Here is a 26,757-nt window from a genome sequence, read left to right on the forward strand (position 1 = left end):
CGCTTTTCCCCGGCTGAAGGGCGAAAGGACATGAGCATGGGAAACGATCCCCGGCGTCCTCTCTTCGTGGCCGATGCCGCCTGGCGGCGCCCGCAACTGCCCGCGAGTCACGACAGCGGTACGGCAGAGGCGGTCTTTGACGCCGACTTCTGGATCTGGATCGCGCTGGCGTTCCTGCCGACCGTTCTGGGCTGCCTGTACCTGCTGTTCTTTGCTGAGGTCTGACGTCACAACAATCGGGTTGCGTCATCGTGCGTATCCAGTTCCGCGCCTTGTTGGTGCGCCATGCCCTCCTGCTCGTGCTGTCGGTGCTCGGCGGATGTGCAACACTTGCCCGGGACGATGTCACTGACATCAACGCCGCGCAACGGCAGCCCGGCTGGAGCACCGCGCATGATTATCTTCCAGTCCATGATCTGCCGCCTCAGCGCGACGAGCCTTTGATCCCTGCCCGGGAGCAGGACAGGATCAAGGCGGAATTGATCGCGGCGCAACGCCAGGCGCAGCGCGTCAGCGCCAAGCCGAAATAGCAGCGTGCTTCGACGATTTCGAAAGCGGCAAGCCGATCGGGACCGGCTCGCCGGGGGCGGGCAATTCCCTGCGGTCTATAGCGTCAGACCATCGCGGCCTTCACGACGATCGAGGGGAAGCCGACACAAGCCGATGATGCGATCATGCCAGTGTTTTGCCCGACGGGTCAACGGATTTTCCGAAGTCTGTAGCTCGAATGGAGCGGAGCGCAATGCTGGTAGGTCTTTCCGCGCGCGGAAGATCCCGGATTTTCGCTGCGCTCCATCCGGGCTGCCGTCGGATGATTTTTGCACATGCTAACCCCTTGATTTAACAACCCCTGCCTACTGTGCATGGGGTTGTTTTCGCAGTTTGGGTTGTCGAGGGAGACTAGCCCGCGCCGAGGCCGACCGCGACGTTGTAGGTCAGAAGGCTCGCCGCATAGGCCAGCACCAGCATGTAGGTGAAGGTCACGGCCATCCAGGTCCAGCTTCCGGTCTCGCGCCGGATCACGGCGAGCGTGGAGGCGCATTGCGGGGCGAAGATGTACCAGGCCAGCATCGACAGGGCGGTCGCGAGCGACCATTTGGTGGCCAGCACCTGACCGATCTGCTCGGCCGCTTCCTTGCCGCCCTCGATCGCATAGACGGTGCCGAGCGCCGCGACCGCGACCTCGCGCGCCGCCATGCCCGGGATCAGCGCGACCGCGATCTGCCAGTTGAAGCCGACCGGGGCGAGCAGGGGCTCCAGCGCCTTGCCGATGATGGCGGCGAGGCTGAAGTCGATCGCGGGCTCGGTCGCGCCCGCCGGCGGCTGCGGGAACGAGGCCAGGAACCAGATCAGCACCATCATCGAGAAGATCGTGGTGCCGGCGCGCTGCAGGAACATCTTTGCGCGGGTGTAGATGCCGATCGCGATCGATTTCAGCCGCGGCACCTTGTAGTCCGGCAGCTCGAGCATGAACGGCGCCGGCGCATAGTCGCGCAGCATGAAGAATTTGATCAGGAACGAGACGACAAGCGCGCTGGTGATGCCGGCGGCGTAGAGGCCGAACATCACGAGTCCCTGGAGGTTGATGAAGCCCCAGACGTCCTTGGCCGGAATGAAGGCCGAGATGATCAGCGTGTAGACGGGAATGCGCGCCGAGCAGGTCATCAGCGGCGCGATCAGGATGGTGGTCAGCCGGTCGCGCTTGTTGTCGATCACGCGCGTCGCCATGATGCCGGGAATGGCGCAGGCAAAGCTCGACAGCAGCGGAATGAAGGCGCGGCCGTGCAGTCCCGCGCCGCCCATGATGCGGTCCATCAGGAAGGCGGCGCGCGCCATGTAGCCGAAATCTTCCAGCAGCAGGATGAACAGGAAGATGATGATGATCTGCGGCAGGAACACGATGACGCTGCCGACACCAGAGATCACGCCGTTCTGAAGGAAGCTCTGTAACAGGCCGGCGGGCAGGGTGGCGTGGACGAAGTCGCCGAGTGCGTCGAAGCCGGAGTTGAGCAGCTCCATCAGCGGCTGCGCCCAGGCGAACACCGCCTGGAACATCACGAACAGGATCAGCGCCAGCACGACCAGGCCGCCGACGGGATGCAGCACCACGGAATCGATGCGCGAGGTCAACGTGTCGGGCCTAGCAGGCAGGCTGACGCAGTCGGCGATGATGCGATCGGCCTCGCGCTGGGTGGCGCGCAGCTCGGCGACGCTGAGCGCGCGCCAGCTGTTCTCGGCCGGCTCGGCGGAGAGCTTGGCCGAGATCTCGTCGGTCAGCGCCAGAAGGTCGGCCGTGCCGCCCTTGCGTACCGCGATCGAGGTGACCACGGGCACGCCGAGCTCCTTGGCGAGCCGCGCGACGTCGACCGAGATGCCGCGGCGGCTAGCGATGTCGAACATGTTGAGCACGAGGATCATCGGCCGTCCGGTGCGCTTCAGCTCCAGCAGCAGGCGGATGGTCAGGCGCAGATTGGTGGAATCGGCCACGCACAGCACGAGATCGGGCAAGGCCTCGCCGGAGGCCTTGCCGAGTACGAAGTCGCGGGTGATCTCCTCGTCCGGGCTGCGGCCGCGCAGCGAATAGGTGCCGGGCAGGTCGACGATCGAGACCTGGCGGCCGAGCGGGGTGACGAAGAAGCCTTCCTTGCGCTCGACGGTGACGCCCGGATAGTTCGCGACCTTCTGCCGGCTGCCGGTCAGGGCATTGAACAGCGACGTCTTGCCGCTGTTTGGCGTGCCCACCAGGGCGAGATGCAGAAGAGGTAATTCCATGGATCAGATATCCGGCCGCGATCTCAGGCGACGATGATGGCCATGGCCTCGCGCCGGCGCACCGCGATGGTGATGTTGTCAACCCGCACGGCGATCGGGTCGCGCCCGACCAGTCCCTCGTGCAGGACCTCGACCCGCGCGCCCTCGACGAAGCCGAGTTCGATCAGCCGGCTCTCGAGCTCGATGTCCGAGAGCGCCGAGCCCGCGTCCCCGGCGGAGAGGTGCTGAATGACGCCAGTGTAGCCGCGCTGGGCCAAGCCCAGCGGCATCTTGCGGCGCGTATCATGAGTGTCGGTCATGCTCTGTATTTTCAACGCAGAGCATGGAGGTCAAGCGCGCGCGCCCATGGAAACTGCACCTTAGAGTGATTTTAAAGTGCAGATCACGAAGGCGTGGGCGGCGCGCGCCTCAGCGCCAGTCCTTGGCGCTACTGAGCCGGGACCTTTTCCGGCTGGATGGCGGCCATGGCGCGACTCTTGAAGTAGTCGAGCACGAACAGGCGGATCGCCGAGGACAGATTGCCCTGCTGACGGGCGCCGTCGATCTCGCCGACGAGCTCGGACAACGTCATGTTGCGCAGGCCCGAGATCTCCTTCATGCCGTTCCAGAACGCCTCTTCCAGGCTGACGCTGGTCTTGTGGCCGGCGACCACGATCGAACGCTTCACCACGGGCGACTTCATGGCTGCTCCTCGCGATCGATCCGATGCTGGTCCAGATGCGCCTTCGCCTGGTCCGCCTGCTTCTCCTCCGCCGATCGCTCGGCCTTCGTGCGGCCGAACTTCGTTCGGTTGGCGTCCGCCTGCTTCGCCGAGGCTTCCCGCTCGGTGCGCTTCCTGAAACGATTCAGGTTGATGACGTTCCCCATGCCGCGTCTCCATCATCCTCTCCTCTTCAGGCCGGATGAAACTTCCAGAAACAGGGTGCCGCATTGCGCCCTACAAGACTTGATCGTCATTCGCTCGTCCTCGTCAATCGGCCTCATGGCCATCAAACGATGAATTTCGCCCCGTCAAGGGCAGAGAGGCTTTGCGTAGCATGTGCCTCCGCCGCCACATTGACGGTAGTCAAATCCTGTCCTTTAAACCCTATAATTATGAGCTTTAGGCCTCCGTATCATTACGGATGGCTATCGGAATTCGGAATTCATCCGGGTCGCGTCATCTTTTCCGGCTGCACCAGGCGGTCGAATTCGTCGGCCGAGACGAAGCCGAGCCGCAGCGCCTCCTGCTTCAGCGTCGTGCCGTTGGCGTGCGCGGTCTTGGCGACCTTGGCCGCGTTGTCGTAGCCGATCTTCGGCGCGAGCGCGGTCACCAGCATCAGCGAACGCTCCATCAGCTCCTTGATGTGCTTCTGGTCGGCGCGGATGCCGCTGACGCAATGTTCGGTGAAGGAGCGCGCGGCATCGGCCATCAGGCGGATCGAGTGCAGCATGTTGTAGGCGAGCACGGGCTTGTAGACGTTGAGCTCGAAATGGCCCTGGCTGCCGGCGACTGTGATCGTGGTATGATTGCCGAACACCTGGCAGCACACCATGGTCATCGCCTCGCACTGGGTCGGATTGACCTTGCCCGGCATGATCGACGAGCCCGGCTCGTTCTCCGGCAGGATCAGTTCGCCGAGGCCCGAGCGCGGGCCCGATCCGAGCAGGCGGATGTCGTTGGCGATCTTGAACAGGCCTGTGGCGACGGAATTGATGGCGCCGTGCGCCAGGACATAGGCGTCGTTGGAGGCCAGCGCCTCGAATTTGTTGGCGGCGCTGGTGAAGGGAAGTTTCGTGATCTTGGCGACGTGCTTTGCGAACAGCTTTGCGAAGCGCGGCTTGGAGTTGAGGCCGGTGCCGACGGCGGTGCCGCCCTGCGCGAGGGGATAGAGGTCCTTCACCGCGACCTTCAGCCGCGCGATGCCGCTCTCGACCTGGGCGGCATAGCCGGAAAATTCCTGACCGAGCGTCAGCGGTGTCGCATCCTGGGTGTGGGTACGGCCGATCTTCACGATCTTCGCAAACTCCTTCTCCTTCTTGCGCAGCGCGCGGTGCAGTTCGCCGAGCGCGGGGACGAGATCGGCGTTGAGGCGGCTTGCGGCCGCAATGTGCATCGCGGTCGGGAAGGAGTCGTTCGACGACTGGCTCATGTTGACGTGGTCGTTGGGATGCACCGGCTTCTTGGCGCCGAGTTCGCCGCCAAGCAGTTCATTGGCGCGGTTGGCGATGACCTCGTTGAGGTTCATGTTGCTCTGGGTGCCCGAGCCTGTCTGCCACACCACAAGAGGGAAATGATCGTCGAGCTTGCCCTCGATCACTTCGTGCGCGGCGCGGATGATGGCGTTGGCGCGGCGCTTGTCGAGCAGTCCGAGCTCGAGGTTGGACTGTGCGGCCGCGAGCTTGACGATGCCGAGCGCATGCACGAGCGAGATCGGCATGCGATCGATGCCGATGCGAAAATTCTGCCGCGAGCGTTCGGTCTGCGCGCCCCAATAGCGATCGGCGGGGACCTCGATAGGACCGAAGCTGTCGGTCTCGGTGCGGGTCGCGGGGCGGGCGGTCTTCGCAGCTTTGGCCATGAGCACATCCATTCTGCCGCGCGAAACGTCGCGCGGGCTCTTCAGGTGCTCATCTATATAGGGAGTTTGGCCGGACGCGACGCCTTCGCGCCCAACCTAGATCATTTCTTGCGGAAACGATCGAGCCGCACGACCTCGGCGCCGCCCTGGTTCGTCGGGGCCGGCTCTTCCGCAGCCTCAGCCGTTTCGGTGGCCGGCGGGGGGACCGCAACGGCTGACGGAGCCGGGGACGCCGGCAGAGTTTCGTCCGCGACCTCCGCGACATCGGAGGTGTCGAACTGGAGGCCGAATTTCACGGACGGGTCGAGGAAGCTCTTGATGGCGCTGAACGGCACGATCAGCCGCTCGGGAATGCCGCCGAAGGACAGGCCGACCTCGAAGCGGTCCTCAAGCACGGTCAGGTCCCAGAACTGGTGCTGCAGGATGATCGTCATCTCTTCCGGATATTGTGCGAGCAGTCGTGACGACAGCTTCACGCCCTCGGCCTTCGATACGAAGGTGATGAAGAAATGATGCTCGCCCGGCAGGCCATGGGCCGCGGCATCGGTCAGCACCTTGCGCAGCACGCCGCGCAGCGCGTCGCGGGCCAGCACATCGTATCGGATATGATCGGTCGCCATGGTGGTCCTGTTGCATTCCAGGAGACGGGCCCTGCCGGCCCGACTCGCCAAGCCGCAATAGTACCGCGCCTGACGGGTCAGCAGGAGTCCCCGCCGGGAAGGAAATCAGAGGTAAGTGGAGGCTTCTGTTGCCAGGTGCCTCCGAACCCCGCCTAACGGAGCTTAACCCGTTAGGACTTTAAGATGGTCTTTCAAACTGCGTTACGCAGCCTGAGCAACCGGAGCAAAGTTGTCGTTGGCAACTATTGCAGTAGCCCGATAACGGCGGAACAATACCGGGAAAAAGCACGCCCTTTACGCCCTCGTCGATCCTATTTCGCCCCCGCCAAAGCCCGCTTTTGGGATAGCCCGCTGATGGGCTTTGGTGGAGGCGCCGGGTACCGCCCCCGGGTCCGAATGGTTTATTGCGACGACCGTTTATTTCCATAGCCGGCGAACCGGCACTCCCAATATAGGGGGCAAAGGTTTCAAAAAACAGAGGTTTCGTACGGGGAAGAGGCGGTTCCTTTGGATAGGTCCGAGATGGTCTACGACCTGACCTTGGCCGCGCCCCGAGGGGCGTTCTAAGCTGCTGACATGTCCACGGACTCGGCACCGGCCGCCCAAAAGTCGCATCAAGAGCCGGATCTCCCGGCCACGCACGCCCCTCCGCCAAGTCTCGCCGCGCTGTTCCTGGCCTTTGCCCGGATGTCGCTGGCCGGCTTCGGCGGCGTCCTGGTGTTTGCCCGGCATGCCATCGTCGACCAGCACCGCTGGATGACGGCGGACGAGTTCAACGAGACCTTCGCGCTCTGCCATTTCCTGCCCGGCCCCAACATCGTCAACCTGTCGATGGTGTTCGGCTCGCGGCTGCGCGGCATCGCTGGCGGCGTTGCCGCCTTCACCGGGCTGTTGCTGCCGCCGACATTGATCATGACCGTGCTTGCGATCATCTATGCCCGGTTCGGGGATGTGGAGGTGCTGCGTCGCAGTCTCGCAGGCATCTCCTGCGTGGCGGTTGGCCTCTTGATCGCGGTGGTCTTCCGGATGATGACGCCGCTGCTGAAGCGGATGGACGTCGTCGTGCTCATCCTGATGCTCAGTGTGTTCGTTGCGATCGGCGTGTTGCGTCTGCCGCTGCAGGCCGTGCTGCTGGTCGCAATCCCGCTCAGCATCGGCGTCACCTATCTGATGCGGCGGAAGGTAGCAGCATGAGCAGCGAGAACCCGATCTGGGCGCTGATCTCCACCTTTGGTCTAATGTCCTTGTTCGCGGTCGGCGGCGCGGCAGCCGCCGTGCCCGAGATGCACCGCATCGCGGTCGAGGTGCATCACTGGATGACCGACAAGCAGTTCGCGGATGCCTATGCGATCGCGCAGCTCTCGCCAGGTCCGAACGTCCTGATCGTCACGTTGATCGGTTATGCCGTGGCCGGCATTCCCGGTGGGCTGGCCGCGACGCTCGCGATGTGCCTGCCGACGGCGCTGCTTGCCTATTATGTCAGCCGGCTCCTGAATCGGCCGGGCCAATCGCGCTGGCCCGGTTTGATCCAGGCTGCACTGGTTCCACTGTCGATCGGGTTGATGGCGGCGAGTGCCCTGATCCTGGCACAGTCGACAGATCGCAGCATTGCTGCGCTGCTTCTGACCGCAACGGTTGCACTGATCGCCTGCATCTCGCGCATCAATCCGCTGTGGCTTCTGCTCGCAGGGGGGCTGTTGGGTTTTGCTGGCATTGTGTGATGAAAATCGCTAGGCAATGATCCGGGCCGGGGATCCCTTCCAGCCGATTAGAACAACAGTGCTCGTGACTTACGGGTCGCGGAGGAGACATGTATGGCCGACACAACGGGCCACTCGGCGATGACTGCCACCAGAAACACGTCGGTGGCGCTCGGCTTCTGCCTGCTGGCGCTCGCGCCGCAAATATTCGAATTCATCTGGTCGATCGGGACGATTTTCGGCTGGGGTGCCGGGCGCGGTCCGGCTACCGTTCTGCTCAGCCACGCCACGGCACTGGTCGTCGGCGCACCGGCAGCATTGCTCGGCGCGGTCGGCGGTGACACCAAGAAGGCGTCATCTGACGTGCTGCTGGTGCTGATCTATTCCTATCCGCTGTTTGCGGTGGCTATCGTCACACTGTTCATGACGATCAGGTCGGCACAGGACTACATCGGCGGCGTCATCCTGATGGCGCTCGCGCTGTTCGCGCTGTGGGCCTCGAGCGATTTGCAGGGCATGCGCGGCTTCTCGTTCGGCGCCGGCACGGCACCACGGATGTTCGGTGGGTTATTGGTGGCTCTGTCCGCCGGCATCGCGTTGACGGGCCTTTTGACCGAGGGACCGGCGCTCGCACATTACTCATGGCGTGGGCCGCTGTTCGTGATGTGCGCGATCCTGTTCTTTGCATTGGCAATCCGGCCGCTCGGCCTCGTGGTCTCGGCGTTCGCGAGCTTCATGATCGCCGCCCTCGGATCGCATGAAACGCGCTGGGTGGAGGCAGCCATCGTCGGCGCCTGCCTGACGGTCGGCTGCGCGCTTCTCTTCCCCTACGTGCTCGGTCTGCCAATGCCGATGTTCCCGCGTTTCCTGGCTCAGTGAGGCTGTCATGGAGCTCTTTGCCAACCTCGCTCACGGTTTTGTCGTCGCGTTTTCTCCTATCAACCTTCTGATGTGCCTGATCGGCGCGCTCGTCGGCACGCTGGTCGGCGTGCTGCCGGGCATCGGCACCATCGCCACCGTCGCGATGCTGCTGCCGATCACGTTCGGACTGCCGCCGGTCGGCGCGTTGATCATGCTCGCCGGCATTTATTACGGCGCGCAATATGGCGGCTCGACCACGTCGATCCTTGTGAACATTCCAGGCGAAGCAACATCGGTGGTCACGGCCATCGACGGCCACGCGATGGCCAAGCAAGGCCGCGCTGGTCCGGCGCTGGCGATCGCCGCGATCGGTTCGTTCTTCGCCGGCTGCGTCGCGACCGTGCTCATCGCTGTGCTCGGCGCGCCGCTGACGAAGCTTGCGCTGGCGTTCGGTCCGGCTGAGTATTTCTCGCTGATGGTGCTCGGCCTGATCTTCGCCGTCGTGCTCGCCAAGGGCTCGGTGCTGAAGGCGATCGCGATGATCGTGTTCGGCCTGCTCCTGTCGATGGTCGGCTCGGACATCGAGACCGGTGCCTCGCGCATGGCCTTCAACATTCCGGAGCTCGCCGACGGTCTCGGCTTTGCGACGGTGGCGATGGGCGTGTTCGGCTTTGCCGAGATCATCCGCAACCTCGACGCCGGCGCCGAGATGAACCGTGATCTCGTGCAACAGAAGATCACCGGCCTGATGCCGACCAGGAAGGATCTGGCCGATTCGACGCCGGCGATCCTGCGCGGCACCGTGCTCGGCTCGATCCTCGGCATTCTGCCGGGCGGCGGCGCCGTGATCGCATCTTTCGCGGCCTATACGCTCGAGAAGAAGCTGGCTAAGGATCCGCGGCGGTTCGGCCGCGGCGCGATCGAGGGCGTGGCGGCGCCGGAAAGCGCCAACAACGCAGCCGCGCAGACCTCCTTCATCCCGCTGCTCACCCTCGGCATCCCGCCGAACGCGGTGATGGCGCTGATGGTGGGTGCGATGACCATTCATGGCATCGTGCCGGGGCCGCAGGTGATGCAGAAGCAGCCTGACCTCGTCTGGGGCATGATTGCCTCGATGTGGATCGGCAATCTGATGCTGATCATCATCAACCTGCCCCTGGTCGGCATCTGGGTCCGCCTCTTGCGCGTGCCTTACCGGCTGATGTTCCCCTCGATCGTGATCTTCTGCGCGATCGGCATCTATTCGGTGAACAACGCGCCGGTCGACGTCATCCTTGCAGGCGTGTTCGGTCTCGTCGGCTACTGGCTGATCAAGCACGACTTCGAGCCGGCGCCGCTGCTGCTCGGTATGGTGCTCGGACCGCTGATGGAAGAGAACCTGCGCCGCGCATTGCTGATCTCGCGTGGTGACTGGAGCGTTTTCCTGACGCGTCCGCTCTCGGCCGTGCTGCTCGCCATCGCGGCGTTCCTGCTGGTGCTCACGCTGATGCCCATGCTGCGCGCCAAGCGCGACGAGGTGTTCACCGAGTCCGAGAACTGATCGCATCGCACCTGCGTCGGCATGTCACGCGTCGGCCCGCCGCATTCGGAAGTCCAATCGACTTGTGTGATGTCTTCGTGAAATGAAAATGCCGGCCTTGTGGCCGGCATTTTTCGTTTATGTCGGAGAAGATCGAGATGACGTCCATTCGCGCGCTCACGGGCGCATGTGCAGCCGTGCTCGCATCGCTGTGCGGCTTTGTCACACCGGGCAAAGCGCAGACCTATCCCACGCGCAGCATCACCATGGTCGTGCCGTTCGCGGCCGGTGGCCCCACCGACGTGATCTCGCGCATCGTCACCGCCCACATGGCGCAGACGCTCGGCCAGAGCGTCATCATCGAGAACGTGGTCGGCGCCGGCGGCACCACTGCGACGACACGTGCCGCGCGCGCAGCCAATGACGGCTACACGCTGATCACCGGGCATATGGGCACGCACGCCGCTTCCGTGCCGCTCTATCCGAAGCTCGCCTATCATCCCGAGAAAGATTTCGAGCCGATTGCCCTGCTCGCGGGCACGCCGATCCTGATCCTGGCGCGCAAGGATTTCCCGCCGAAGGATCTGAAGGAGTTCGTGACTTATGTGAGGGCCAACGCCGAGAAGGTGAACGCCGCGCATGCCGGCGTCGGCTCGGTCTCGCACGTGTCCTGCGAGCTCCTGCACTCCATCCTCGACATCAAACCGGTCGGCGTGCCGTTCAATGGTACGGGGCCTGCCATGAACGCGCTGGTGGCGGGCCAGGTCGACTACATGTGCGACCAGATCGTCAACGCCGTGCCGCAGATCAACGCCGGCACCATCAAGGCCTATGCGATCGCAACGCCGGAGCGCAATCCGTCGCTGCCGAACGTCCCGACGACGGCCGAAGCGGGCCTTCCGACCTTCCAGGCCCAGGCCTGGAACGCGATGTTCGCACCGAAGGGGACCTCGCCCGCGATCCTGGCGAGCCTGAACGCCGCCGCCGCCAAGGCGCTCGACGACGAGACCGTGAAGAAGCGCCTGCTCGAGCTCGGCAGCGTCATCCCCACGCCTGCGGAACGCACCCCGGAGGCGCTGGCGGCCCTGGTCAAGGATGAGATCGCGAAGTGGACCCCAGTGCTCAAGCCGGCAAGTTAACCAGTGCAATCAAGCCGATAGGCGAGGGGCGGAACGTGAGTTCCGCCTCTTGTCGTTTGGGCCGGGAACACTCACTTTTCCGGGTATAATCGGCGAGATCAGCGAATCGCCGCTGTCGCAGCGCGAGGGTGGCCGTTAAGTTCGCCGCCTTCCCAAAGGCTCATTGGCACATGCACCAATATCAGGACCTGCTCGAGCGGATTCTCTCAGACGGCGCCGAGAAGACCGATCGGACCGGCACCGGCACGCTTTCGGTGTTCGGCCATCAGATGCGCTTCAATCTGTCCGCGGGCTTTCCGATGCTCACCACCAAGCGGCTGCCGCTGAAGGCGATCGTGCATGAGCTGTTGTGGTTCCTCAAGGGCGACACCAACATCAAATATCTGCGCGACAACGGCGTCACCATCTGGGACGAGTGGGCGGACGCCAATGGTGATCTCGGTCCGGTCTACGGCCATCAGTGGCGTTCCTGGCCGGCGCCGGACGGACGCAGCATCGACCAGATCGCCAACGTCATTGACATGATCAAGCGCAATCCGGACTCGCGCCGTCTGATCGTCTCGGCGTGGAATCCGGCCGAAGTCGACAAGATGGCGCTGCCGCCGTGCCATTGCCTGTTTCAGTTCTATGTCGCCAATGGAAAACTGTCGTGCCAGCTCTACCAGCGCTCGGCCGACGTCTTCCTCGGGGTGCCCTTCAATATTGCGTCTTACGCACTGCTCACCATGATGGTCGCGCAGGTCACCGGCCTGAAGCCAGGTGACTTCGTGCATTCGTTCGGCGATACCCACCTCTATTCCAACCATCTGGAGCAGGCGCGACTTCAGCTCACGCGCGCGCCGCGTGCGCTGCCGGTGATGCGGATCAATCCCGACGTGACGGACATCTTCTCCTTCCGCTACGAGGATTTCGAGCTCGTCGGCTATGATCCGCATCCGCATATCAAGGCGGAAGTTGCGGTCTGACGCCGATGGCGTTGAATATCCGCCGCGCGCGCCCGGGCGAAGCCGGACTCGTTCTTGATTTCGTCCGGGAGCTCGCCGCGTACGAAAAGCTCTCGCACGAGGTCGAGGCAACTGAGGCGGACATTGCGGACGCCTTGTTCGGCCATGATCCGCGGTTGTTTTGTGCGATCGCCGAGTGGAACGGCGAGGCGGTCGGCTTTGCAGTATGGTTCCTGAATTTCTCCACCTTCAGCGGACGCCACGGCGTCTATCTTGAAGATCTCTATGTACGTCCGTCGCATCGGGGCAAAGGTCTCGGCAAGGCGCTGCTGGTCTATCTGGCGAAGGAATGCGTCGACAACGGCTGGTCGCGCCTGCAATGGGCGGTGCTCGACTGGAATGCGCCGTCGATCGCGTTCTACAAGTCGCTCGGCGCCGTGATGCTCGACGACTGGACACTGTGCCGCGTCACGGGACCTGCGCTGACGCGGCTTGCGGGGAGCGCATCCTGATGGAGATCGTTTTCGTCGTCGCTATCGCGGAGAATGGTGTCATCGGCGCCGGCAATGCGATGCCTTGGCGACTGAAATCCGACATGGCGAGGTTCAAGGCGCTCACCATCGGCAAGCCCGTGATCATGGGCCGCAAGACTTTCGAGTCCTTGCCCGGGCGTCGGCCGCTTCCGAACCGCACCAACATCGTGATCACGCGCGATGCGGCCTATCGCGCCGCCGGTGCCATCGTCACGACGTCGGCGGCGGATGCGGGCGCGGTTGCGCTTGGTGATGCCCTGCGGCGTTCAGCCACTGAAATCGCCGTGATTGGCGGTGCCGAAATATTCCGGCAATGGCTCGATCGTGCCGACCGCCTCGAAATCACGGAAGTGCATGCGAGGCCGGACGGCGACACGCATTTCGGCATCGACAAGGCGCTATGGGACGAAACGAACCGCGTCCGCCATCCGGCCGGAGCGGACGACAGCGCCGACTACTCCTATGTGACATATCGTCGGCGGCCGTCCCATTAACCGCATTCGCCAATGTTAACATTGACTTTTCTACCCCCGAGCTTAGCTCGTGGGACGGTCAGGCTTGCGTTGTAAGGGCCCTTTCGGTCCCCTATAAAGCCGGACCGGACAATGCGGGCCGGCTTAAGTTCTAGTCCCGGTCTGCCGAGGAGAGCGTCGAATGCCGTGGAAGAATCAGGGCGGTGGCCCGTGGGGCTCGGGTCCGAAAGGACCATGGGGCACAGGCCCGCAACCGGTCGGGCCGAGGCCGCCGGATCTGGAGGACCTTCTGCGGCGCGGCCAGGACCGGCTGCAGCAGATCATGCCGGGTGGCTATTTCTCCGGCATCGGCATCACGCTGATCCTGCTCATCGTCGTCGCGCTCTGGCTGCTGTCGGGCTTCTTCCGCGTGCAGTCCGAAGAGCAGGGCGTCGTGCTGCGTTTCGGCAAGCATGTACGCACTGTCGATCCGGGCTTGAATTATCATCTGCCCTATCCGATCGAGACAGTGCTGCTGCCGAAGGCGCTGCGCGTCTCCACCATTTCCATCGGCATGACGCTGATCGACGATCCGGCCCGGCGCGGCCGCTCGATCCGTGACGTGCCGGAAGAGAGCCTGATGCTGACCGGCGACGAGAACATCGTCGATGTCGACTTCACCGTGCTCTGGCGCATCAAGCCCAACGGCGTCGGCAACTTCCTGTTCAACATCCAGAACCCCGAGGGCACCGTGAAAGCGGTCGCCGAAAGTGCGATGCGCGAAGTGATCGGCCGGTCCAACATCCAGCCGATCCTGACGGGAGCACGGACCCAGACCGAGACCACCGTGCAGGAACTGATGCAGAAGACGCTGGACGGCTACGGTGCCGGCATCCAGATCACCCAGGTGCAGATGCAGAAGGTCGATCCGCCGGCGCAAGTGATCGATGCGTTCCGCGACGTGCAGGCGGCGCGCGCCAATCTCGAGCAGTTGCAGAACGAAGCGCAGACCTACGCCAACAAGGTCGTGCCGGAAGCGCGCGGGAACGCGGCGCGGATCCTGCAGGCCGCCGAAGGCTACAAGGAGCAGGCGGTTGCCGAGGCCAAGGGCCAGAGCGCGCGCTTCCTGAAAGTGTACGAGGAATACAAGAAGGCGCCCGAAGTGACGCGTGAACGGATCTATCTGGAGACGATGGAGCGCGTGCTCGGCGGCTCGGACAAGCTGATCTATGACGGTGGCCCGTCGGGTCAGGGCGTCGTCCCCTATCTGCCGCTCAACGAACTGTCGGCCAAGAAGCCCACGACGACGGGCCAGCTGCCGAGCGGAGGCTCACGATGAGGTCTCCCGTTACAGGCATTGTCGCGCTGCTTGCGGCGCTTCTGGTCGTGATCGTCGGCTACATGTCGCTGTTCACCGTGCAGCAGACCGAGCAGACCATCGTGCTGCAATTCGGCAAGCCGGTGGACGTCGTCACCGACCCCGGGCTGCACTTCAAGGCGCCCTGGAATTCCGTGATCAACATCGACAAGCGGATCCTCGACCTCGAGAATCCCTCGCAGGAGGTCATCGCCTCCGACCAGAAGCGGCTCGTGGTCGACGCCTTTGCGCGCTATCGCATCAAGGACGCGCTGCGCTTCTATCAGAGCGTCGGCTCGATCCAGGCCGCCAACCTCCAGCTCACCTCGCTCTTGAACGCGGCGCTGCGCCGCGTGCTCGGCGAGGTCAATTTCATCACCGTGGTGCGTGATGAGCGCGAGAAGCTGATGGGGCGTATCCGCGAGCAGCTCGACCACGAGGCCGACGGTTACGGCATCGAGGTGGTCGACGTCCGGATCCGCCGTGCCGATCTGCCGGAGCAGAACAGCCAGGCGGTCTACCAGCGCATGCAGACCGAGCGTCAGCGTGAGGCGGCCGAGTTCCGCGCGCAGGGCGGTCAGAAGGCGCAGGAGATCAAGTCGAAGGCCGACCGCGAGGCGACGGTGATCATTGCCGAAGCCAACTCCCAGGCCGAGCAGACGCGCGGCGTCGGCGACGCCGAGCGCAACCGCCTGTTCGCCGAAGCCTATGGCAAGGATGCTGACTTCTTCGCCTTTTACCGGTCGATGACGGCCTATGAGAATGGGCTGAAGAAGGATGACACCCGCTATTTGCTGCGGCCGGACTCGGATTTCTTCCGGTATTTTGGTAACCCGTCCGGCAAGACGACGACCGAGACGCCGGCGAAACCATAAGCTAGACAAGGGCGGCAGGTTTGGCCGCCCTTCGTCCAGACAAGAACAGCATACCGGGAGGTTCCAATCCGATGAGGTCCATTGCGTTCGCCGACTTCCTCATCGGCCTAGGCATCCTGTTCGTGCTGGAAGGCTTGATGTTCGCGGCAAGTCCCGCCTGGATGCGCAAGGCCATGAAGAGCGCTATCGCCACGCCGGACAATATCCTGCGGGCGGTCGGGATTGGTTCGGCGGTGGCCGGCCTGATCCTGATCTGGGTGATGCGCCGGCCCGTCTGAACGACGCATCAACGCCAAAGTGAAGGCGAGCGGCAGGTTTTCGCCGTATTATCCGGATCTTGAGGCCCGTTAAGCGCCGTGCTTGCGCCGTGCCCCCGTTCGAGCGCAGTCTTGGCGCCGAATCTTTTTCTCTGGAGATCACAATGACCGCTGCCACCATTGTCCCGACCCGCTTGCGCCAACATGCGCGACTTGGGCTGGCCGCGCTCGCCATCGGCGCTTTCAGCGCGTTCAGCCCGCCAACCTATGCGCGCGGACCGGAGGGCATCGCCGACGTCGCCGAGAAGGTGATCGACGCGGTCGTCAACATCTCGACCTCGCAGACGGTTGAGGCCAAGGGCGGCGGCAGCAACACCATGCCGCAACTGCCGCCCGGCTCGCCCTTCGAGGAATTCTTCGACGACTTCTTCAAGAACCGCAAAGGCCCCGGTGGTGGCAGCAAGGGCGGCGAAAACAACCAGCCGCGCAAGACCAACTCGCTTGGAAGCGGCTTCATCATCGACACCTCCGGCGTCGTGGTGACCAACAACCACGTCATCGCCGATGCCGACGAGATCAACGTCATTCTCAACGACGGCACCAAGATCAAGGCCGAGCTGGTCGGCGTCGACAAGAAGACGGACCTCGCCGTCCTGAAGTTCAAGCCGCCGAAGCCGCTCGTCTCGGTGAAGTTCGGCGACTCCGACAAGCTGCGCCTGGGCGACTGGGTGGTTGCGATCGGCAACCCCTTCAGCCTCGGCGGCACCGTGACCGCGGGCATCGTCTCGGCCAAGAACCGCGACATCTCCTCGGGACCCTATGACAGCTACATCCAGACCGATGCAGCCATCAATCGCGGCAATTCCGGCGGCCCGCTGTTCAACCTCGAAGGCGACGTCATCGGCGTCAACACGCTGATCATCTCGCCCTCCGGCGGCTCGATCGGCATCGGCTTCGCGGTGCCGTCGAAGACGGTCGCGGGCGTCGTCGACCAGCTCCGCCAGTTCGGCGAATTGCGCCGCGGCTGGCTCGGCGTGCGCATCCAGAGCGTCACCGACGAGATCGCCGAGAGCCTCAACATCAAGCCGGCGCGCGGCGCGCTGGTCGCCGGCGTCGACGACAAGGGTCCGGCCAAGCCCGCCGGCATCGAGCCGGGCGACGTCGTCGTCAAGTTCGACGGCAAGGACGTCAAGGACCCGAAGGACCTGTCCCGCGTCGTCGCCGACACGGCCGTCGGCAAGGAGGTCGACGTCGTCATCATCCGCAAGGGCGAGGAGCAGACCAAGAAGGTCACGCTCGGCCGCCTGCAGGATCCCGAAAAGGTTCAGGCCGCGGTGAAGACCGACGAGCCACCGCCGGAGAAGCTGGTGACGCAGAAGGCGCTCGGCCTCGATCTCGCCGTGCTGAACAAGGATCTGCGCACGCGCTACAAGATCAAGGACAGCGTCAAGGGCGTGGTGGTCACCAATGTCGACGCCAATTCGGACGCTGCCGAGAAGCGCCTCTCTGCCGGCGACGTCATCGTCGAAGTCGCGCAGGAAGCGGTCTCCAGCGGCGCCGACATCCAGAAGCGGATCGACCAGCTCAAGAAGGACGGCAAGAAGTCCGCGCTGCTGCTGGTGTCAAACGGCGACGGCGAGCTGCGCTTCGTGGCGCTGAGCGTGCAGTAAGACATTCGGTCATTCCGGGGCGATGCATAGCATCGAACTATGGTGCGCAATTGCGCACCTGAGAATCTCTAGGTTCCGGGTCTGGTGCTTACGCACCATCCCGGAACGACTGGCGGCTACGCCTCCACGAACTCGTCCCGCCGATAGCCCTGCGCATACAGCAGCGCGGTGAGATCGCCATGGTCGATCCGTGCAGCCGCTGCTGCGGCGACCGCCGGCTTTGCGTGATACGCGACACCCAGCCCCGCTGCCTGGATCATCGCCAGATCATTCGCGCCGTCGCCGACGACAACCGAGTCGACGTCGTCGAGATCGAACGATTCCATCAAATCCACCAGCGTCGCGAGCTTGGCCGCGCGGCCGAGGATCGGCTCCTTCACCTCACCGGTGAACTTGCCGTCGCGCACGACGAGCTCGTTGGCGCGGTTCTCCTGGAAGCCGATCTTGGCGGCGACCGCGCGCGTGAACAGCGTGAAACCGCCGGAGACGAGGCAGGTATAGGCGCCGTGCTTGCGCATGGTCGCGACCAGCTCGCGGCCGCCCGGGCTCAGCGTAATGCGCTTGGCCAGGACTTCGTCGACGACGCTGGCGGGAAGGTCCTTCAGCAGCGCGACACGCTCGCGCAGCGCCGGCTCGAACTCGATCTCGCCACGCATCGCGCGCTCGGTGATGGCGGCCACGTGGGCTTTCATCCCGACGAGATCGGCAAGCTCGTCGATGCATTCCTGGCCGATCATGGTGGAATCCATGTCGGCGAGAAAAAGCTTCTTGCGCCGGAAGCCGGCAGGCTGCACCACGATATCGATCGGCAAATCGCCGCGGAGCTCGCGCAGCCGCTGTTCGATGGCGTGACGGTCGCCTTCGAGGTTACTGTTGGCGCCGAAGGGGATGTCGACTGCAACCCCGTCGAATAGCCAGTGCGCGGGGGCTGCCTGAGGCAGCACGGCGCGGGCGCCGTCGACGATGGTCGAGTCGAGCGCAGGATTATTGGGGTTGCAGATCAGCGTGGCAACGAGGGACATTTGAGGTTTTCGTGAGCGAGAGGCATTCGAGCAAGGCCGTGCTTATCGCAGGCCCGACCGCCAGCGGCAAGTCGGCGCTGGCGCTGGAGCTTGCCCTGAGTGCGGGCGGAATCGTCATCAATGCCGATTCCATGCAGGTCTATTGCGACCTCCGCACCATCACCGCGCGTCCCACGCAGGATGAGGAGGCGCGCGTTCCGCACCGCCTCTATGGCCATGTCGATGCGGCCGTAAATTTCTCGGCCGGCGCCTGGGTGATCGATGCCGCGAAGTCGCTGGAAGAGGCGAAGGCCGAGGGCCGCCTGCCGATCTTCGTCGGCGGGACCGGGCTGTATTTCAAGGCGCTGACGGCGGGCCTCTCGGTCGTGCCCCCGATCCCCGCCGAGGTGCGCGAGGACGTGCGCGCGCGACTGGAGCGGAATGGCGTCGAGGCCCTGCATGCGGAACTTGCGCGGCGCGATCCGCGCGCGGCCGAACGATTGAACCTGCGCGACCGCACGCGGATCGCGCGCGCGCTCGAAGTGATCGAGGCGACCGGACGATCGTTGCTCGACTGGCACCAAGAGGGCCAGCCGCCGCTGCTGCCCAGGGACAGTTTTCGCGCGGTGTTCCTCGCGCCCGGGCGTGACGAGCTTTATGCCCGCATCGACGCCCGCTTCGAGGCCATGCTGGGTGCCGGCGCCCTGACCGAGGTCGCGCAGCTCGCCGCCCGCGGCCTCGACCCGCTGCTGCCGGCCATGAAGGCCCATGGCGTGCCGGCCCTGACCCGGCATTTGCGCGGTGAGCTCAGCCTCGAGGAAGCCGCCACGATCGGCCGGGCCGACACCCGCCACTACGCCAAACGGCAATTCACCTGGTTCAGGCACCAATTGCCGGAGTTCGAATGGGTGAAGCCGGAGGAGGCGAGGGAATGGCTCGCGGGATGAGAGGCCTCTCTGTCGTCATTCCGGGCTCGATGCTTTCGCTTCGCCCCGAAATGACGAGAGGGGACTGACGCGCTTTTGTGCGCGGGTTCCCGATTTTACCTCTCGCCGAACCCCGGGAACACCGCTACACTAGCAAAATCGCGCGGAAGCGGCCGCTTTGCCTTGACATCGAGGCTTTGGTCGTTATGTTTCGCGCAACCTTTGGGAAGCCGAGCGTCTGCCATGCGCAACATTATTACCAAACTCCTTATCGCCGTCGTACCCAGGCACACCGCCGGGGGTGGCTAGCTGCCATCCACATGACAGGCGGTGTGCAGGGTCCCTCTTCGGGGCCTTTTTTATTTCCCGAAACCGACACGAACGAAGCCGCTGACAACAGCGCATCCGGAGCAAGCCAATGAGCGACAAGAGCCACGATCCGAACCAGATGACCGGCGCCGCGATGATCGTCCGCGCGCTCATCGACCACGGCGTGACCGACATTTTCGGCTATCCCGGCGGCGCGGTGCTTCCGATCTACGACGAGATCTTCCAGCAGAGCCAGGTCCAGCACATCCTGGTCCGCCACGAGCAGGGCGCGGGCCATGCCGCGGAAGGCTATGCCCGCTCGACCGGCAAGCCCGGCGTTGCGCTGGTGACCTCCGGCCCCGGTGCCACCAACATGGTGACGCCGCTGACCGACGCGCTGATGGACTCGATCCCGCTGGTCTGCATCTCCGGCCAGGTGCCGACGCATCTGATCGGCAACGATGCGTTCCAGGAATGCGACACCGTCGGCATCACGCGCCCCTGCACCAAGCACAACTGGCTGGTGCGCGACGTCAACGATCTCGCCAAGGTGCTGCATGAGGCGTTCTACGTTGCGACCACGGGCCGTCCGGGGCCGGTGCTGGTCGACGTTCCCAAGGACGTGCAGTTCGCCACCGGCACCTATCATCCGCCGCGCAAATCCGACGTGCACCGCTCCTACGCGCCGCGCGTGAAGGGCGATGCGACGCAGATCCGCAAGGCGGTGTCGCTGCTCGCGGGTGCCAAGCGTCCCGTGATCTACAGCGGCGGCGGCGTGATCAATTCCGGCCCCGAAGCCACCAAGCTGCTGCGCGAACTGGTCGAGGTCACCGGATTTCCGATCACCTCGACGCTGATGGGGCTCGGTGCGTATCCGGCGTCGGGCAAGAACTGGCTGGGCATGCTCGGCATGCACGGCACCTACGAGGCCAACATGACGATGCATGATTGCGACGTCATGCTGTGCGTCGGCGCGCGCTTCGACGACCGCATCACCGGCCGCGTCGATGCGTTCTCGCCGCACTCGAAGAAGATCCATATCGACATCGACCCGTCCTCGATCAACAAGAACATCCGCGTCGACGTGCCGATCATCGGCGATTGCGGCAATATCCTCGGCGACATCCTCCAGGTGTTCAAGGCCGAGGCGAAGAAGCCCGACATCAAGACCTGGTGGCAGCAGATCGCGCAGTGGCGCGCGCGCAACTCGCTCTATTACAAGAAGAGCAACGACGTCATTCTGCCGCAGCACGCGATCCAGAGCCTGTTCGAGGCGACGCGCGGCCGCGACACCTACATCACGACGGAGGTCGGCCAGCACCAGATGTGGGCGGCGCAGTTCTATGGCTTCGAGGAGCCGCATCGCTGGATGACCTCGGGTGGTCTCGGCACCATGGGCTACGGCCTGCCGGCCGCGGTCGGCGTGCAGGTGGCGCACCCGGACAGCCTCGTCATCGACATCGCGGGCGACGCTTCGGTGCAGATGACGATCCAGGAGATGTCGACCGCGGTTCAATACGAGCTGCCGATCAAGATCTTCATCCTGAACAACCAGTACATGGGCATGGTGCGGCAGTGGCAGCAGCTGCTCCACGGCAACCGCCTGTCGCATTCCTATTCGGAGGCACTGCCGGACTTCGTCAAGCTCGCGGAGGCTTATGGCGGCGTCGGCCTGCAGGTGCACAAGCCGTCCGATCTCGATGGCGCAATTCAGGAGATGATCTCGGTCAAGCGTCCGGTGCTGTTCGACTGCCGCGTTGCGGCGCTGGAAAACTGCTTCCCGATGATCCCCTCCGGCAAGGCGCATAACGAGATGCTGCTGCCCGAGCAGGCCAACGACGAGGCGACCGCGAAGGCGTTCGCCGGCGGCAAGGCGCTGGTGTGAGCACGGCAGCCACAATCCGCGCCTGCGCGGGCATGACGAGAGACAGTTGAGGGGACGACAATGAACCAGCCGGCATCCGCCTATTTCATCGAAGACCGTCACGATCCGAACGAGACGCACACGCTTGCGGTGCTCGTGCAGAACGAGCCGGGCGTGCTCGCCCGCGTCATCGGCCTGTTTTCGGGCCGCGGCTACAACATCGAGAGTCTCACGGTTTCGGAGACTGAAGCGCAGAAGCATCTCTCGCGCATCACCATCGTCACCACGGGCACGCCAATGGTGATCCAGCAGATCAAGCACCAGCTCGATCGCATGATCCCGGTCTACCAGGTCGTCGACATGACTCAGACCAAGCGCTCGATCGAACGTGAGCTTGCCATGGTGAAGGTGCGCGGGCAGGGCGAACACCGCGTCGAGGCGCTGCGGCTGGCGGATGCGTTCCGCGCCCGCGTCATCGACGCCACCACCGAGAGCTTCGTGTTCGAGATCACAGGCAATACGGACAAGATCAACCAGTTTATCGACCTGATGCGCCCGATCGGCCTTGTCGAGGTGTCGCGCACCGGTGTTGCCGCGATCGGTCGCGGGCCTGAAGGGATGTGAACCATGCTGGCGCGCGACTGGTACTATAACGAGCGGAACCGGATGGGCATCGAGCCCGCCGTGGCGTCGATCTACGACGCCCACGACGATGCCGATCTGCGGGCGCGCGCCGCATTGAAAATGCTGGGAGTGCAGCGCGGCTGGCGTATCGCCGATATCGGTTGCGGCAACGGCGTGCTGGCGACCGAAGCCGCGCTGATGGGCGCCGAGGTCGACGCCATCGACATCTCGCCGGCGATGCTGGCGCTCGCGGAGATCTATGCCCGCGACCGCAAGGCGCCGGTGCGGACCCAGTCGGCGGGCCTGCTCAGCTTCGCTTACAGGCCGGAATCCTACGACCTCATTGTCAGCGAATTCACGCTGCACCATCTGCCGGATTTCTGGAAGGCGGTGGCGATGTCGCGAATCTTTCGTGCGCTCAAGCCCGGCGCGAGCTTCTACCTGCGCGACATCGTCTATGCCTCGATGCCCGACGCCATCGAGCGCGACGTCGAGCAATGGGCCGACTGCCAGATCAAGAACCACGATTTCTCGCGCGAGAGCGTGGTGACGCATATGCGCGACGAATATTCCACCTTCGGCTGGGTGATGGAGCGGATGCTGACCGATGTCGGCTTCACGCTGGTCTCGGCCGACTATCACGCACCGATGCACGGTACGTATCTCCTCCGCAAACCGAAAGCCGGCGAGCAAGGCTAGACAGAACAACAAGCAGGGCTGCACGACAGGGCAGAACCGGAAACAACAATGAAGCCGGCCGACATCCTCATCGCCCTCATGGTGGCGATCATCTGGGGGCTTGCCTTCGTGGCAAGCCGGATCGCGCTCGACGAGTTCTCGCCAGAGCTGATGACGGCGATGCGTTTTTCCATCGCAGCGGTGCCGTGCCTGTTCATTCCCAAGCCGAAGGTCGCCTGGTCGCTGCTGATCGCGATCAGCTTCACGCTGTTTCTCGGGCAGTTCCTGAGCCAGGCCTACGGCATCGCGCATGGCGTGCCGGTGGGGCTGACCTCCGTCGTCGTGCAGAGCCAGGCGCTGTTCACGATCGGTTTTGCCGCGATTGCCTTCGGCGAGCGTCCGACGCCGGTACAGACACTGGGCATCGTCATCGCCGCGGCCGGCCTTCTCATGATCTGCGGCACCGTCGGTTACGATTTCAGCGTCGGCGCTTTCGCGGTGCTGATGATTGCCCCGATCTGCTTTGCCGTCGGCAATCTTCTGCTGCACGGCGCCCGCGGCGCGCCGATGTTCGACCTGTTCGCATGGTTGTGCCTCACTGCAGCGGTCCCGCTGTTCGCGCTCGCGGTCGCCGTCAACGGGCCGGGGCCGACCTTCCAGTCGCTGATCCATATGTCGCTGATGGGCCTCATCTGCCTGCTGACAATCGGCGCGATCTCGACCAGCATCGCCTACTGGCTCTGGGGGCGGCTGCTGCGTGATTATCCCGCCGCGCAAGTGGTGCCGTTCGCGTTGCTGGTGCCGTTCGTCGGCTCGGCGGCCTCCAGCATCGTGTTCGGCGAACGGTTCGGGCCGCTGCGCCTCGCTGGCATGCTGACCGTCGTCGGCGGCATCGCGGTGATGGTGCTTGCGAAGCGGCCCAGGGCGTTACCCAAAGAATCGCTTGTGAAGAGCGCGTGAGGTGAACATGGCCCACTCGCTCTTCTATGCTTTCCTCGCCTTCATGGTGGTGATGTATTTCACGCCGGGGCCGAACAACATCATGCTGTTGTCCTCCGGCCTGACCTACGGCTTCCGCCGCACCATTCCGCACATCGTCGGCATCGTCCTCGGCTTTGCCTTCATGGTCGCCACCGTTGGCCTCGGGCTCGGCACCGTGTTCCTGGCCTATCCGATCCTCCAGATCATCCTGAAATATGCCGGCGCGGTTTACTTGATTTACCTCGCCGCCGTGATTGCCCTGTCCGGCCCGGCCAAGCCGGGCGAAGCGGACGGCCGCGGCCCGATGACCTTCTGGGGTGCTGCCATGTTCCAGTGGATCAACGCCAAAGGCTGGGTGATCGTGATCGGCACCATCACGGCCTATGCGGCGATCGCCCAGTTCCCGATCAACATCGCCATCCAGACCCTGATCAGCCTGCTGGTCGGCACGGTCTCAACCGTGGTCTGGGCCTTCTTCGGCACTGCACTACGGCCGGTGCTGACCTCTGAGCGGCTGGTCCGCGCCTTCAACATCCTGATGGCGCTCCTGCTGCTCGCCTCCCTCTACCCCGTTTTCATGGATGCATGATGTCGCGGATTTCCATGCAGAAACGGGTTTCCCTAAGGGCTGAAAATGCTCTAGACAGCCCCCGAAATCCGCAAATTCCACCCTTCGGACACTGACCATCGGCCGATTTCCGGCCCTCAATGAGGAAACGACTATGCGTGTTTATTACGATCGCGACGCCGACCTGAACCTGATCAAGGGGAAGAAGGTCGCCATCGTCGGCTATGGCAGCCAGGGCCACGCCCATGCGCTCAACCTGAAGGACTCCGGCGTCAAGGAAGTGGCGATTGCGCTGCGCAAGGACTCGAGCTCGGTCAAGAAGGCGGAAGCTGCCGGCTTCAAGGTGATGGAAGTCGCCGAAGCCGCCAAATGGGCCGATCTCGTCATGATGCTGACCCCGGACGAGCTCCAGGGCGACATTTACCGCGACCACCTGCACGACAACATGAAGAAGGGCGCTGCCCTCGTGTTCGCGCACGGCCTCAACGTCCATTTCAACCTGCTCGATCCGCGCGCCGATCTCGACGTGCTGATGATCGCGCCGAAGGGCCCCGGCCACACCGTGCGCTCGGAGTATCAGCGCGGCGGCGGCGTGCCCTGCCTGATCGCGATCGCCAAGGACGTCTCGGGCAACGCCCATGATCTCGGCCTGTCCTACGCCTCCGCCGTTGGCGGTGGCCGCGCCGGCATCATCGAGACCACCTTCAAGGAAGAGTGCGAGACCGATCTGTTCGGCGAGCAGGTCGTGCTCTGCGGCGGCCTGGTCGAGCTGATCAAGGCCGGCTACGAGACCCTGGTCGAAGCCGGCTACGCCCCGGAGATGGCCTATTTCGAGTGCCTGCACGAAGTGAAGCTGATCGTCGACCTGATCTATGAAGGCGGCATCGCCAACATGAACTACTCGATCTCCAACACCGCGGAGTACGGCGAGTACGTCACCGGACCGCGCATCGTCACCGCCGAGACCAAGGCCGAGATGAAGCGCGTTCTCGCCGACATCCAGGGCGGCAAGTTCGCCCGCGATTGGATGCTCGAGAACAAGGTCAACCAGACCTCGTTCAAGGCGACCCGCGCCAAGCTCGCCGCGCACCCGATCGAGGAAGTCGGCGCGAAACTCCGCGACATGATGCCCTGGATCAAGAAGGGCGCGCTGGTCGACAAGTCGAAGAACTGACGGCTACGCCGTCATTCCGGGGGCGCCAAGCGCAACCCGGAATGACGGGTGGAGCAGAAGCTTCACGCGCCAAACCAAATCTTAAATCTTCGCGATTATATCCGAGCGAGATCGCAAACAGCGGTCTCGCTCTTTCCGTCTCGCGCGAAGCGTTGCAGCTTCATTCAAATTCTTCGCGAGTTGATGTGCTCTCACAGAGCCAAGAATTGACGCTTAAACCACATTCTTGGGCTAGCGTCATTTTTTCGAACTTTATCAGAAGTTGCGATCGCCAAAAGCGCTGTGTCCTCAGAGTCTAGGATTCGACTCTTCATCCGCGCCTTCAAGGCGCAGTCGATCGCATTTCGCGACGTTCGCGCGCCGGTTCATCTTAAGAACCGACACCTGTTTCAGATTCTTGCGGCCTAGCGGACCTCGAAAGAGATCTCCCGTGCACGGCTTGAGAATCTGACGGCATTGCGCTGGCGCAGCTTCCTCCTACATGATCGCCGGGGCACTGAAGGGGGAAATGACCATGCGATCTGTCGTCGTCACCGGCGCGTCTACCGGCATCGGCTGGGCCATCGCGAAATTTCTGATCGAGCGCGGCTATCGCGTCTTTGGCAGCGTCCGCAAGCAGGCCGATGCTGATCGGCTCCAAGGTGAGTTCGGGACGAACTTCACGCCGCTGCTGTTCGACGTCACCGACGAGGCTGCCGTGCAGGCCGGCGCACGGCAGGTGCGCGAAGCCCTGGGCGGTGAAACCCTGGCGGGGCTCGTCAACAACGCCGGTGTCGCCGTCGCCGGTCCCGTCCTCGAACTGTCGGCCGATGATTTCCGCCGCCAGATGGACATCAACGTCATCGGCCCGGTCATCGCGACGCAGGCGTTCGGGCCGCTGCTCGGCGCTGACCCGTCGCTGAAGGGGCCGAAGGGCCGGATCGTGATGATCAGTTCGGTCGCGGGCAAGAACGGCAATCCGCTGTCGGCGCCTTACTGCACCGCCAAGCATGCGATCGAGGGCCTGTCGGAGAGCCTGCGCCGCGAGCTGATGCTGTTCGGCATCGACGTCATCATCGTCGCGCCCGGTGCGGTGAAGACCCCGATCTGGAGCAAGGCCGAGCAGACCGATCTCTCGGTCTACAAGAACTCGCCCTATCTGCCGGCGCTTAATAAGGTCATGGCCTTCATGATGGAGCTCGGCGCCAACGGACTGCCCGCCGAGCGGATCGCCGAGATCGTGTTCGAGGCGCTGACTGCGGCAAGCCCCAAAGTGCGCTACCAGATCGCGCCGGACCCTCTGCGCCATCTGATCGCCGCCGTGCTGCCGAAGCGGACATTGGACCGCATCATCGCCAAGCGTCTCGGGTTTCTGCCGCAGGGCTGATGAAGG

At 63.9% G+C, this 26,757-nt stretch carries 29 protein-coding genes and 1 other RNA gene; 22 read left to right on the forward strand and 8 right to left on the reverse strand.

The genetic code is table 11. The features are described from left to right. Nucleotides 1-30 precede the first annotated feature (30 nt). A complete protein-coding gene (locus ACWAT4_RS11240) occupies nt 31-225 on the forward strand; it encodes a hypothetical protein (RefSeq protein ID WP_449730544.1) in 195 nt (64 codons plus the stop codon). Between the two features lie 26 nt (nt 226-251). Further along, nucleotides 252-530, forward strand: a complete 279-nt coding sequence (locus tag ACWAT4_RS11245; protein WP_349630135.1) for a hypothetical protein — start codon at nt 252-254, stop codon at nt 528-530. A gap of 370 nt (nt 531-900) precedes the next feature. Here ACWAT4_RS11245 and feoB read toward each other — a convergent pair whose 3' ends face one another. From feoB to ssrA, 7 genes are all read right to left on the reverse strand, one after another. Then, on the reverse strand, nt 901-2,772 hold the full coding sequence (feoB, locus tag ACWAT4_RS11250) for a ferrous iron transporter B (protein WP_212298838.1): 1,872 nt from the start codon (nt 2,770-2,772) through the stop codon (nt 901-903). 23 nt (nt 2,773-2,795) lie between these two features. Continuing rightward, nucleotides 2,796-3,071, reverse strand: coding sequence for a FeoA family protein (locus ACWAT4_RS11255; protein ID WP_212298837.1), 276 nt, complete (start codon nt 3,069-3,071; stop codon nt 2,796-2,798). 128 nt (nt 3,072-3,199) lie between these two features. Beyond that, nucleotides 3,200-3,454, reverse strand: a complete 255-nt coding sequence (locus tag ACWAT4_RS11260; RefSeq protein WP_027529561.1) for a ribbon-helix-helix domain-containing protein — start codon at nt 3,452-3,454, stop codon at nt 3,200-3,202. After that, entirely contained in the window at nt 3,451-3,639 is a 189-nt protein-coding gene (locus tag ACWAT4_RS11265; RefSeq protein WP_212298836.1) for a DUF4169 family protein, read from the reverse strand. Before ACWAT4_RS11265 ends, ACWAT4_RS11260 begins: the two co-directional genes overlap by 4 nt. 278 nt (nt 3,640-3,917) lie before the next feature. Then, the gene (gene fumC / locus ACWAT4_RS11270; RefSeq protein WP_449730545.1) at nt 3,918-5,345 is read right to left on the reverse strand and encodes a class II fumarate hydratase; all 1,428 of its coding nucleotides are present in this window, start codon (nt 5,343-5,345) and stop codon (nt 3,918-3,920) included. A gap of 89 nt (nt 5,346-5,434) precedes the next feature. Further along, on the reverse strand, nt 5,435-5,953 hold the full coding sequence (locus tag ACWAT4_RS11275) for an SspB family protein (protein ID WP_212298834.1): 519 nt from the start codon (nt 5,951-5,953) through the stop codon (nt 5,435-5,437). Between the two features lie 114 nt (nt 5,954-6,067). Next, nucleotides 6,068-6,434: a transfer-messenger RNA gene (ssrA, locus tag ACWAT4_RS11280) on the reverse strand. A gap of 95 nt (nt 6,435-6,529) precedes the next feature. On the opposite strand from ssrA, the gene ACWAT4_RS11285 reads away from it, so the two are divergent. The 12 genes from ACWAT4_RS11285 (at nt 6,530) to ACWAT4_RS11340 (ending at nt 17,260) form a co-directional block, all read left to right on the forward strand. Further along, nucleotides 6,530-7,147 (forward strand): chromate transporter, encoded by a 618-nt coding sequence (locus tag ACWAT4_RS11285; protein WP_449730546.1) that lies wholly within the window; start codon nt 6,530-6,532, stop codon nt 7,145-7,147. Continuing rightward, nucleotides 7,144-7,674: a chromate transporter gene (locus ACWAT4_RS11290; protein WP_449730547.1), complete on the forward strand. Its 531-nt coding sequence runs from the start codon at nt 7,144-7,146 to the stop codon at nt 7,672-7,674. Before ACWAT4_RS11285 ends, ACWAT4_RS11290 begins: the two co-directional genes overlap by 4 nt. A gap of 93 nt (nt 7,675-7,767) precedes the next feature. Continuing rightward, the gene (locus ACWAT4_RS11295) at nt 7,768-8,532 is read left to right on the forward strand and encodes a tripartite tricarboxylate transporter TctB family protein (protein WP_212298831.1); all 765 of its coding nucleotides are present in this window, start codon (nt 7,768-7,770) and stop codon (nt 8,530-8,532) included. A gap of 7 nt (nt 8,533-8,539) precedes the next feature. After that, the gene (locus ACWAT4_RS11300; RefSeq protein WP_212298830.1) at nt 8,540-10,054 is read left to right on the forward strand and encodes a tripartite tricarboxylate transporter permease; all 1,515 of its coding nucleotides are present in this window, start codon (nt 8,540-8,542) and stop codon (nt 10,052-10,054) included. A 137-nt stretch (nt 10,055-10,191) separates the two neighbouring features. Further along, nucleotides 10,192-11,172, forward strand: a complete 981-nt coding sequence (locus tag ACWAT4_RS11305) for a tripartite tricarboxylate transporter substrate-binding protein (RefSeq protein WP_212298829.1) — start codon at nt 10,192-10,194, stop codon at nt 11,170-11,172. Nucleotides 11,173-11,342: 170 nt separating this feature from the next. Beyond that, the gene (locus ACWAT4_RS11310; RefSeq protein ID WP_449730548.1) at nt 11,343-12,137 is read left to right on the forward strand and encodes a thymidylate synthase; all 795 of its coding nucleotides are present in this window, start codon (nt 11,343-11,345) and stop codon (nt 12,135-12,137) included. A 5-nt stretch (nt 12,138-12,142) separates the two neighbouring features. Next, a complete protein-coding gene (locus ACWAT4_RS11315; protein WP_449730549.1) occupies nt 12,143-12,628 on the forward strand; it encodes a GNAT family N-acetyltransferase in 486 nt (161 codons plus the stop codon). Then, entirely contained in the window at nt 12,628-13,143 is a 516-nt protein-coding gene (locus tag ACWAT4_RS11320; RefSeq protein WP_212298826.1) for a dihydrofolate reductase, read from the forward strand. The genes ACWAT4_RS11315 and ACWAT4_RS11320 overlap by 1 nt, the downstream gene beginning before the upstream one ends. Nucleotides 13,144-13,303: 160 nt before the next feature. Beyond that, the gene (gene hflK / locus ACWAT4_RS11325) at nt 13,304-14,440 is read left to right on the forward strand and encodes an FtsH protease activity modulator HflK (RefSeq protein ID WP_212444687.1); all 1,137 of its coding nucleotides are present in this window, start codon (nt 13,304-13,306) and stop codon (nt 14,438-14,440) included. Beyond that, nucleotides 14,437-15,333, forward strand: a complete 897-nt coding sequence (gene hflC, locus ACWAT4_RS11330) for a protease modulator HflC (RefSeq protein ID WP_212298824.1) — start codon at nt 14,437-14,439, stop codon at nt 15,331-15,333. The genes hflK and hflC overlap by 4 nt, the downstream gene beginning before the upstream one ends. Nucleotides 15,334-15,404: 71 nt before the next feature. Next, nucleotides 15,405-15,611: a DUF2065 domain-containing protein gene (locus tag ACWAT4_RS11335; RefSeq protein ID WP_157331196.1), complete on the forward strand. Its 207-nt coding sequence runs from the start codon at nt 15,405-15,407 to the stop codon at nt 15,609-15,611. 143 nt (nt 15,612-15,754) lie between these two features. Further along, nucleotides 15,755-17,260, forward strand: a complete 1,506-nt coding sequence (locus ACWAT4_RS11340) for a Do family serine endopeptidase (protein ID WP_449730550.1) — start codon at nt 15,755-15,757, stop codon at nt 17,258-17,260. 116 nt (nt 17,261-17,376) lie between these two features. Here the strand turns inward: ACWAT4_RS11340 and serB are convergent, their stop codons facing one another. Continuing rightward, a complete protein-coding gene (gene serB / locus ACWAT4_RS11345; protein WP_212298822.1) occupies nt 17,377-18,282 on the reverse strand; it encodes a phosphoserine phosphatase SerB in 906 nt (301 codons plus the stop codon). A gap of 11 nt (nt 18,283-18,293) precedes the next feature. Here serB and miaA point away from each other — a divergent pair, with 11 nt between their 5' ends. From miaA to ACWAT4_RS11385, 8 genes are all read left to right on the forward strand, one after another. Then, on the forward strand, nt 18,294-19,208 hold the full coding sequence (gene miaA, locus ACWAT4_RS11350) for a tRNA (adenosine(37)-N6)-dimethylallyltransferase MiaA (protein WP_449730551.1): 915 nt from the start codon (nt 18,294-18,296) through the stop codon (nt 19,206-19,208). Nucleotides 19,209-19,605: 397 nt separating this feature from the next. Next, nucleotides 19,606-21,381: an acetolactate synthase 3 large subunit gene (locus ACWAT4_RS11355; RefSeq protein WP_212425417.1), complete on the forward strand. Its 1,776-nt coding sequence runs from the start codon at nt 19,606-19,608 to the stop codon at nt 21,379-21,381. A 60-nt stretch (nt 21,382-21,441) separates the two neighbouring features. Continuing rightward, entirely contained in the window at nt 21,442-21,984 is a 543-nt protein-coding gene (gene ilvN, locus ACWAT4_RS11360) for an acetolactate synthase small subunit (protein WP_212425418.1), read from the forward strand. A gap of 3 nt (nt 21,985-21,987) precedes the next feature. After that, on the forward strand, nt 21,988-22,683 hold the full coding sequence (locus ACWAT4_RS11365) for a class I SAM-dependent methyltransferase (RefSeq protein ID WP_212298818.1): 696 nt from the start codon (nt 21,988-21,990) through the stop codon (nt 22,681-22,683). A 48-nt stretch (nt 22,684-22,731) separates the two neighbouring features. After that, nucleotides 22,732-23,622: an EamA family transporter gene (locus ACWAT4_RS11370; RefSeq protein ID WP_449730552.1), complete on the forward strand. Its 891-nt coding sequence runs from the start codon at nt 22,732-22,734 to the stop codon at nt 23,620-23,622. Between the two features lie 7 nt (nt 23,623-23,629). Next, complete coding sequence (locus tag ACWAT4_RS11375; protein ID WP_212298816.1) at nt 23,630-24,232, forward strand: LysE family translocator; 603 nt, start codon at nt 23,630-23,632, stop codon at nt 24,230-24,232. Nucleotides 24,233-24,365: 133 nt separating this feature from the next. After that, on the forward strand, nt 24,366-25,385 hold the full coding sequence (gene ilvC, locus ACWAT4_RS11380) for a ketol-acid reductoisomerase (RefSeq protein ID WP_092228371.1): 1,020 nt from the start codon (nt 24,366-24,368) through the stop codon (nt 25,383-25,385). A 514-nt stretch (nt 25,386-25,899) separates the two neighbouring features. Beyond that, complete coding sequence (locus ACWAT4_RS11385; RefSeq protein WP_449731194.1) at nt 25,900-26,751, forward strand: SDR family oxidoreductase; 852 nt, start codon at nt 25,900-25,902, stop codon at nt 26,749-26,751. The last annotated feature ends 6 nt before the right edge of the window (nt 26,752-26,757 follow it).

The organism is Bradyrhizobium sp. T-1, from assembly GCF_053592855.1.

Excerpts from the sequence above, each read along its gene's own strand:
- ACWAT4_RS11240 (WP_449730544.1), top strand. The coding sequence starts at position 31 with ATGAGCATGGGAAACGATCCCCGGCGTCCTCTCTTCGTGGCCGATGCC.
- feoB (WP_212298838.1), bottom strand. The coding sequence starts at position 2,772 with ATGGAATTACCTCTTCTGCATCTCGCCCTGGTGGGCACGCCAAACAGC.
- ACWAT4_RS11255 (WP_212298837.1), bottom strand. The coding sequence starts at position 3,071 with ATGACCGACACTCATGATACGCGCCGCAAGATGCCGCTGGGCTTGGCC.
- ACWAT4_RS11260 (WP_027529561.1), bottom strand. The coding sequence starts at position 3,454 with ATGAAGTCGCCCGTGGTGAAGCGTTCGATCGTGGTCGCCGGCCACAAG.
- ACWAT4_RS11265 (WP_212298836.1), bottom strand. The coding sequence starts at position 3,639 with ATGGGGAACGTCATCAACCTGAATCGTTTCAGGAAGCGCACCGAGCGG.
- fumC (WP_449730545.1), bottom strand. The coding sequence starts at position 5,345 with ATGGATGTGCTCATGGCCAAAGCTGCGAAGACCGCCCGCCCCGCGACC.
- ACWAT4_RS11275 (WP_212298834.1), bottom strand. The coding sequence starts at position 5,953 with ATGGCGACCGATCATATCCGATACGATGTGCTGGCCCGCGACGCGCTG.
- ACWAT4_RS11285 (WP_449730546.1), top strand. The coding sequence starts at position 6,530 with ATGTCCACGGACTCGGCACCGGCCGCCCAAAAGTCGCATCAAGAGCCG.
- ACWAT4_RS11290 (WP_449730547.1), top strand. The coding sequence starts at position 7,144 with ATGAGCAGCGAGAACCCGATCTGGGCGCTGATCTCCACCTTTGGTCTA.
- ACWAT4_RS11295 (WP_212298831.1), top strand. The coding sequence starts at position 7,768 with ATGGCCGACACAACGGGCCACTCGGCGATGACTGCCACCAGAAACACG.
- ACWAT4_RS11300 (WP_212298830.1), top strand. The coding sequence starts at position 8,540 with ATGGAGCTCTTTGCCAACCTCGCTCACGGTTTTGTCGTCGCGTTTTCT.
- ACWAT4_RS11305 (WP_212298829.1), top strand. The coding sequence starts at position 10,192 with ATGACGTCCATTCGCGCGCTCACGGGCGCATGTGCAGCCGTGCTCGCA.
- ACWAT4_RS11310 (WP_449730548.1), top strand. The coding sequence starts at position 11,343 with ATGCACCAATATCAGGACCTGCTCGAGCGGATTCTCTCAGACGGCGCC.
- ACWAT4_RS11315 (WP_449730549.1), top strand. The coding sequence starts at position 12,143 with ATGGCGTTGAATATCCGCCGCGCGCGCCCGGGCGAAGCCGGACTCGTT.
- ACWAT4_RS11320 (WP_212298826.1), top strand. The coding sequence starts at position 12,628 with ATGGAGATCGTTTTCGTCGTCGCTATCGCGGAGAATGGTGTCATCGGC.
- hflK (WP_212444687.1), top strand. The coding sequence starts at position 13,304 with ATGCCGTGGAAGAATCAGGGCGGTGGCCCGTGGGGCTCGGGTCCGAAA.
- hflC (WP_212298824.1), top strand. The coding sequence starts at position 14,437 with ATGAGGTCTCCCGTTACAGGCATTGTCGCGCTGCTTGCGGCGCTTCTG.
- ACWAT4_RS11335 (WP_157331196.1), top strand. The coding sequence starts at position 15,405 with ATGAGGTCCATTGCGTTCGCCGACTTCCTCATCGGCCTAGGCATCCTG.
- ACWAT4_RS11340 (WP_449730550.1), top strand. The coding sequence starts at position 15,755 with ATGACCGCTGCCACCATTGTCCCGACCCGCTTGCGCCAACATGCGCGA.
- serB (WP_212298822.1), bottom strand. The coding sequence starts at position 18,282 with ATGTCCCTCGTTGCCACGCTGATCTGCAACCCCAATAATCCTGCGCTC.
- ACWAT4_RS11355 (WP_212425417.1), top strand. The coding sequence starts at position 19,606 with ATGAGCGACAAGAGCCACGATCCGAACCAGATGACCGGCGCCGCGATG.
- ilvN (WP_212425418.1), top strand. The coding sequence starts at position 21,442 with ATGAACCAGCCGGCATCCGCCTATTTCATCGAAGACCGTCACGATCCG.
- ACWAT4_RS11365 (WP_212298818.1), top strand. The coding sequence starts at position 21,988 with ATGCTGGCGCGCGACTGGTACTATAACGAGCGGAACCGGATGGGCATC.
- ACWAT4_RS11370 (WP_449730552.1), top strand. The coding sequence starts at position 22,732 with ATGAAGCCGGCCGACATCCTCATCGCCCTCATGGTGGCGATCATCTGG.
- ACWAT4_RS11375 (WP_212298816.1), top strand. The coding sequence starts at position 23,630 with ATGGCCCACTCGCTCTTCTATGCTTTCCTCGCCTTCATGGTGGTGATG.
- ilvC (WP_092228371.1), top strand. The coding sequence starts at position 24,366 with ATGCGTGTTTATTACGATCGCGACGCCGACCTGAACCTGATCAAGGGG.
- ACWAT4_RS11385 (WP_449731194.1), top strand. The coding sequence starts at position 25,900 with ATGCGATCTGTCGTCGTCACCGGCGCGTCTACCGGCATCGGCTGGGCC.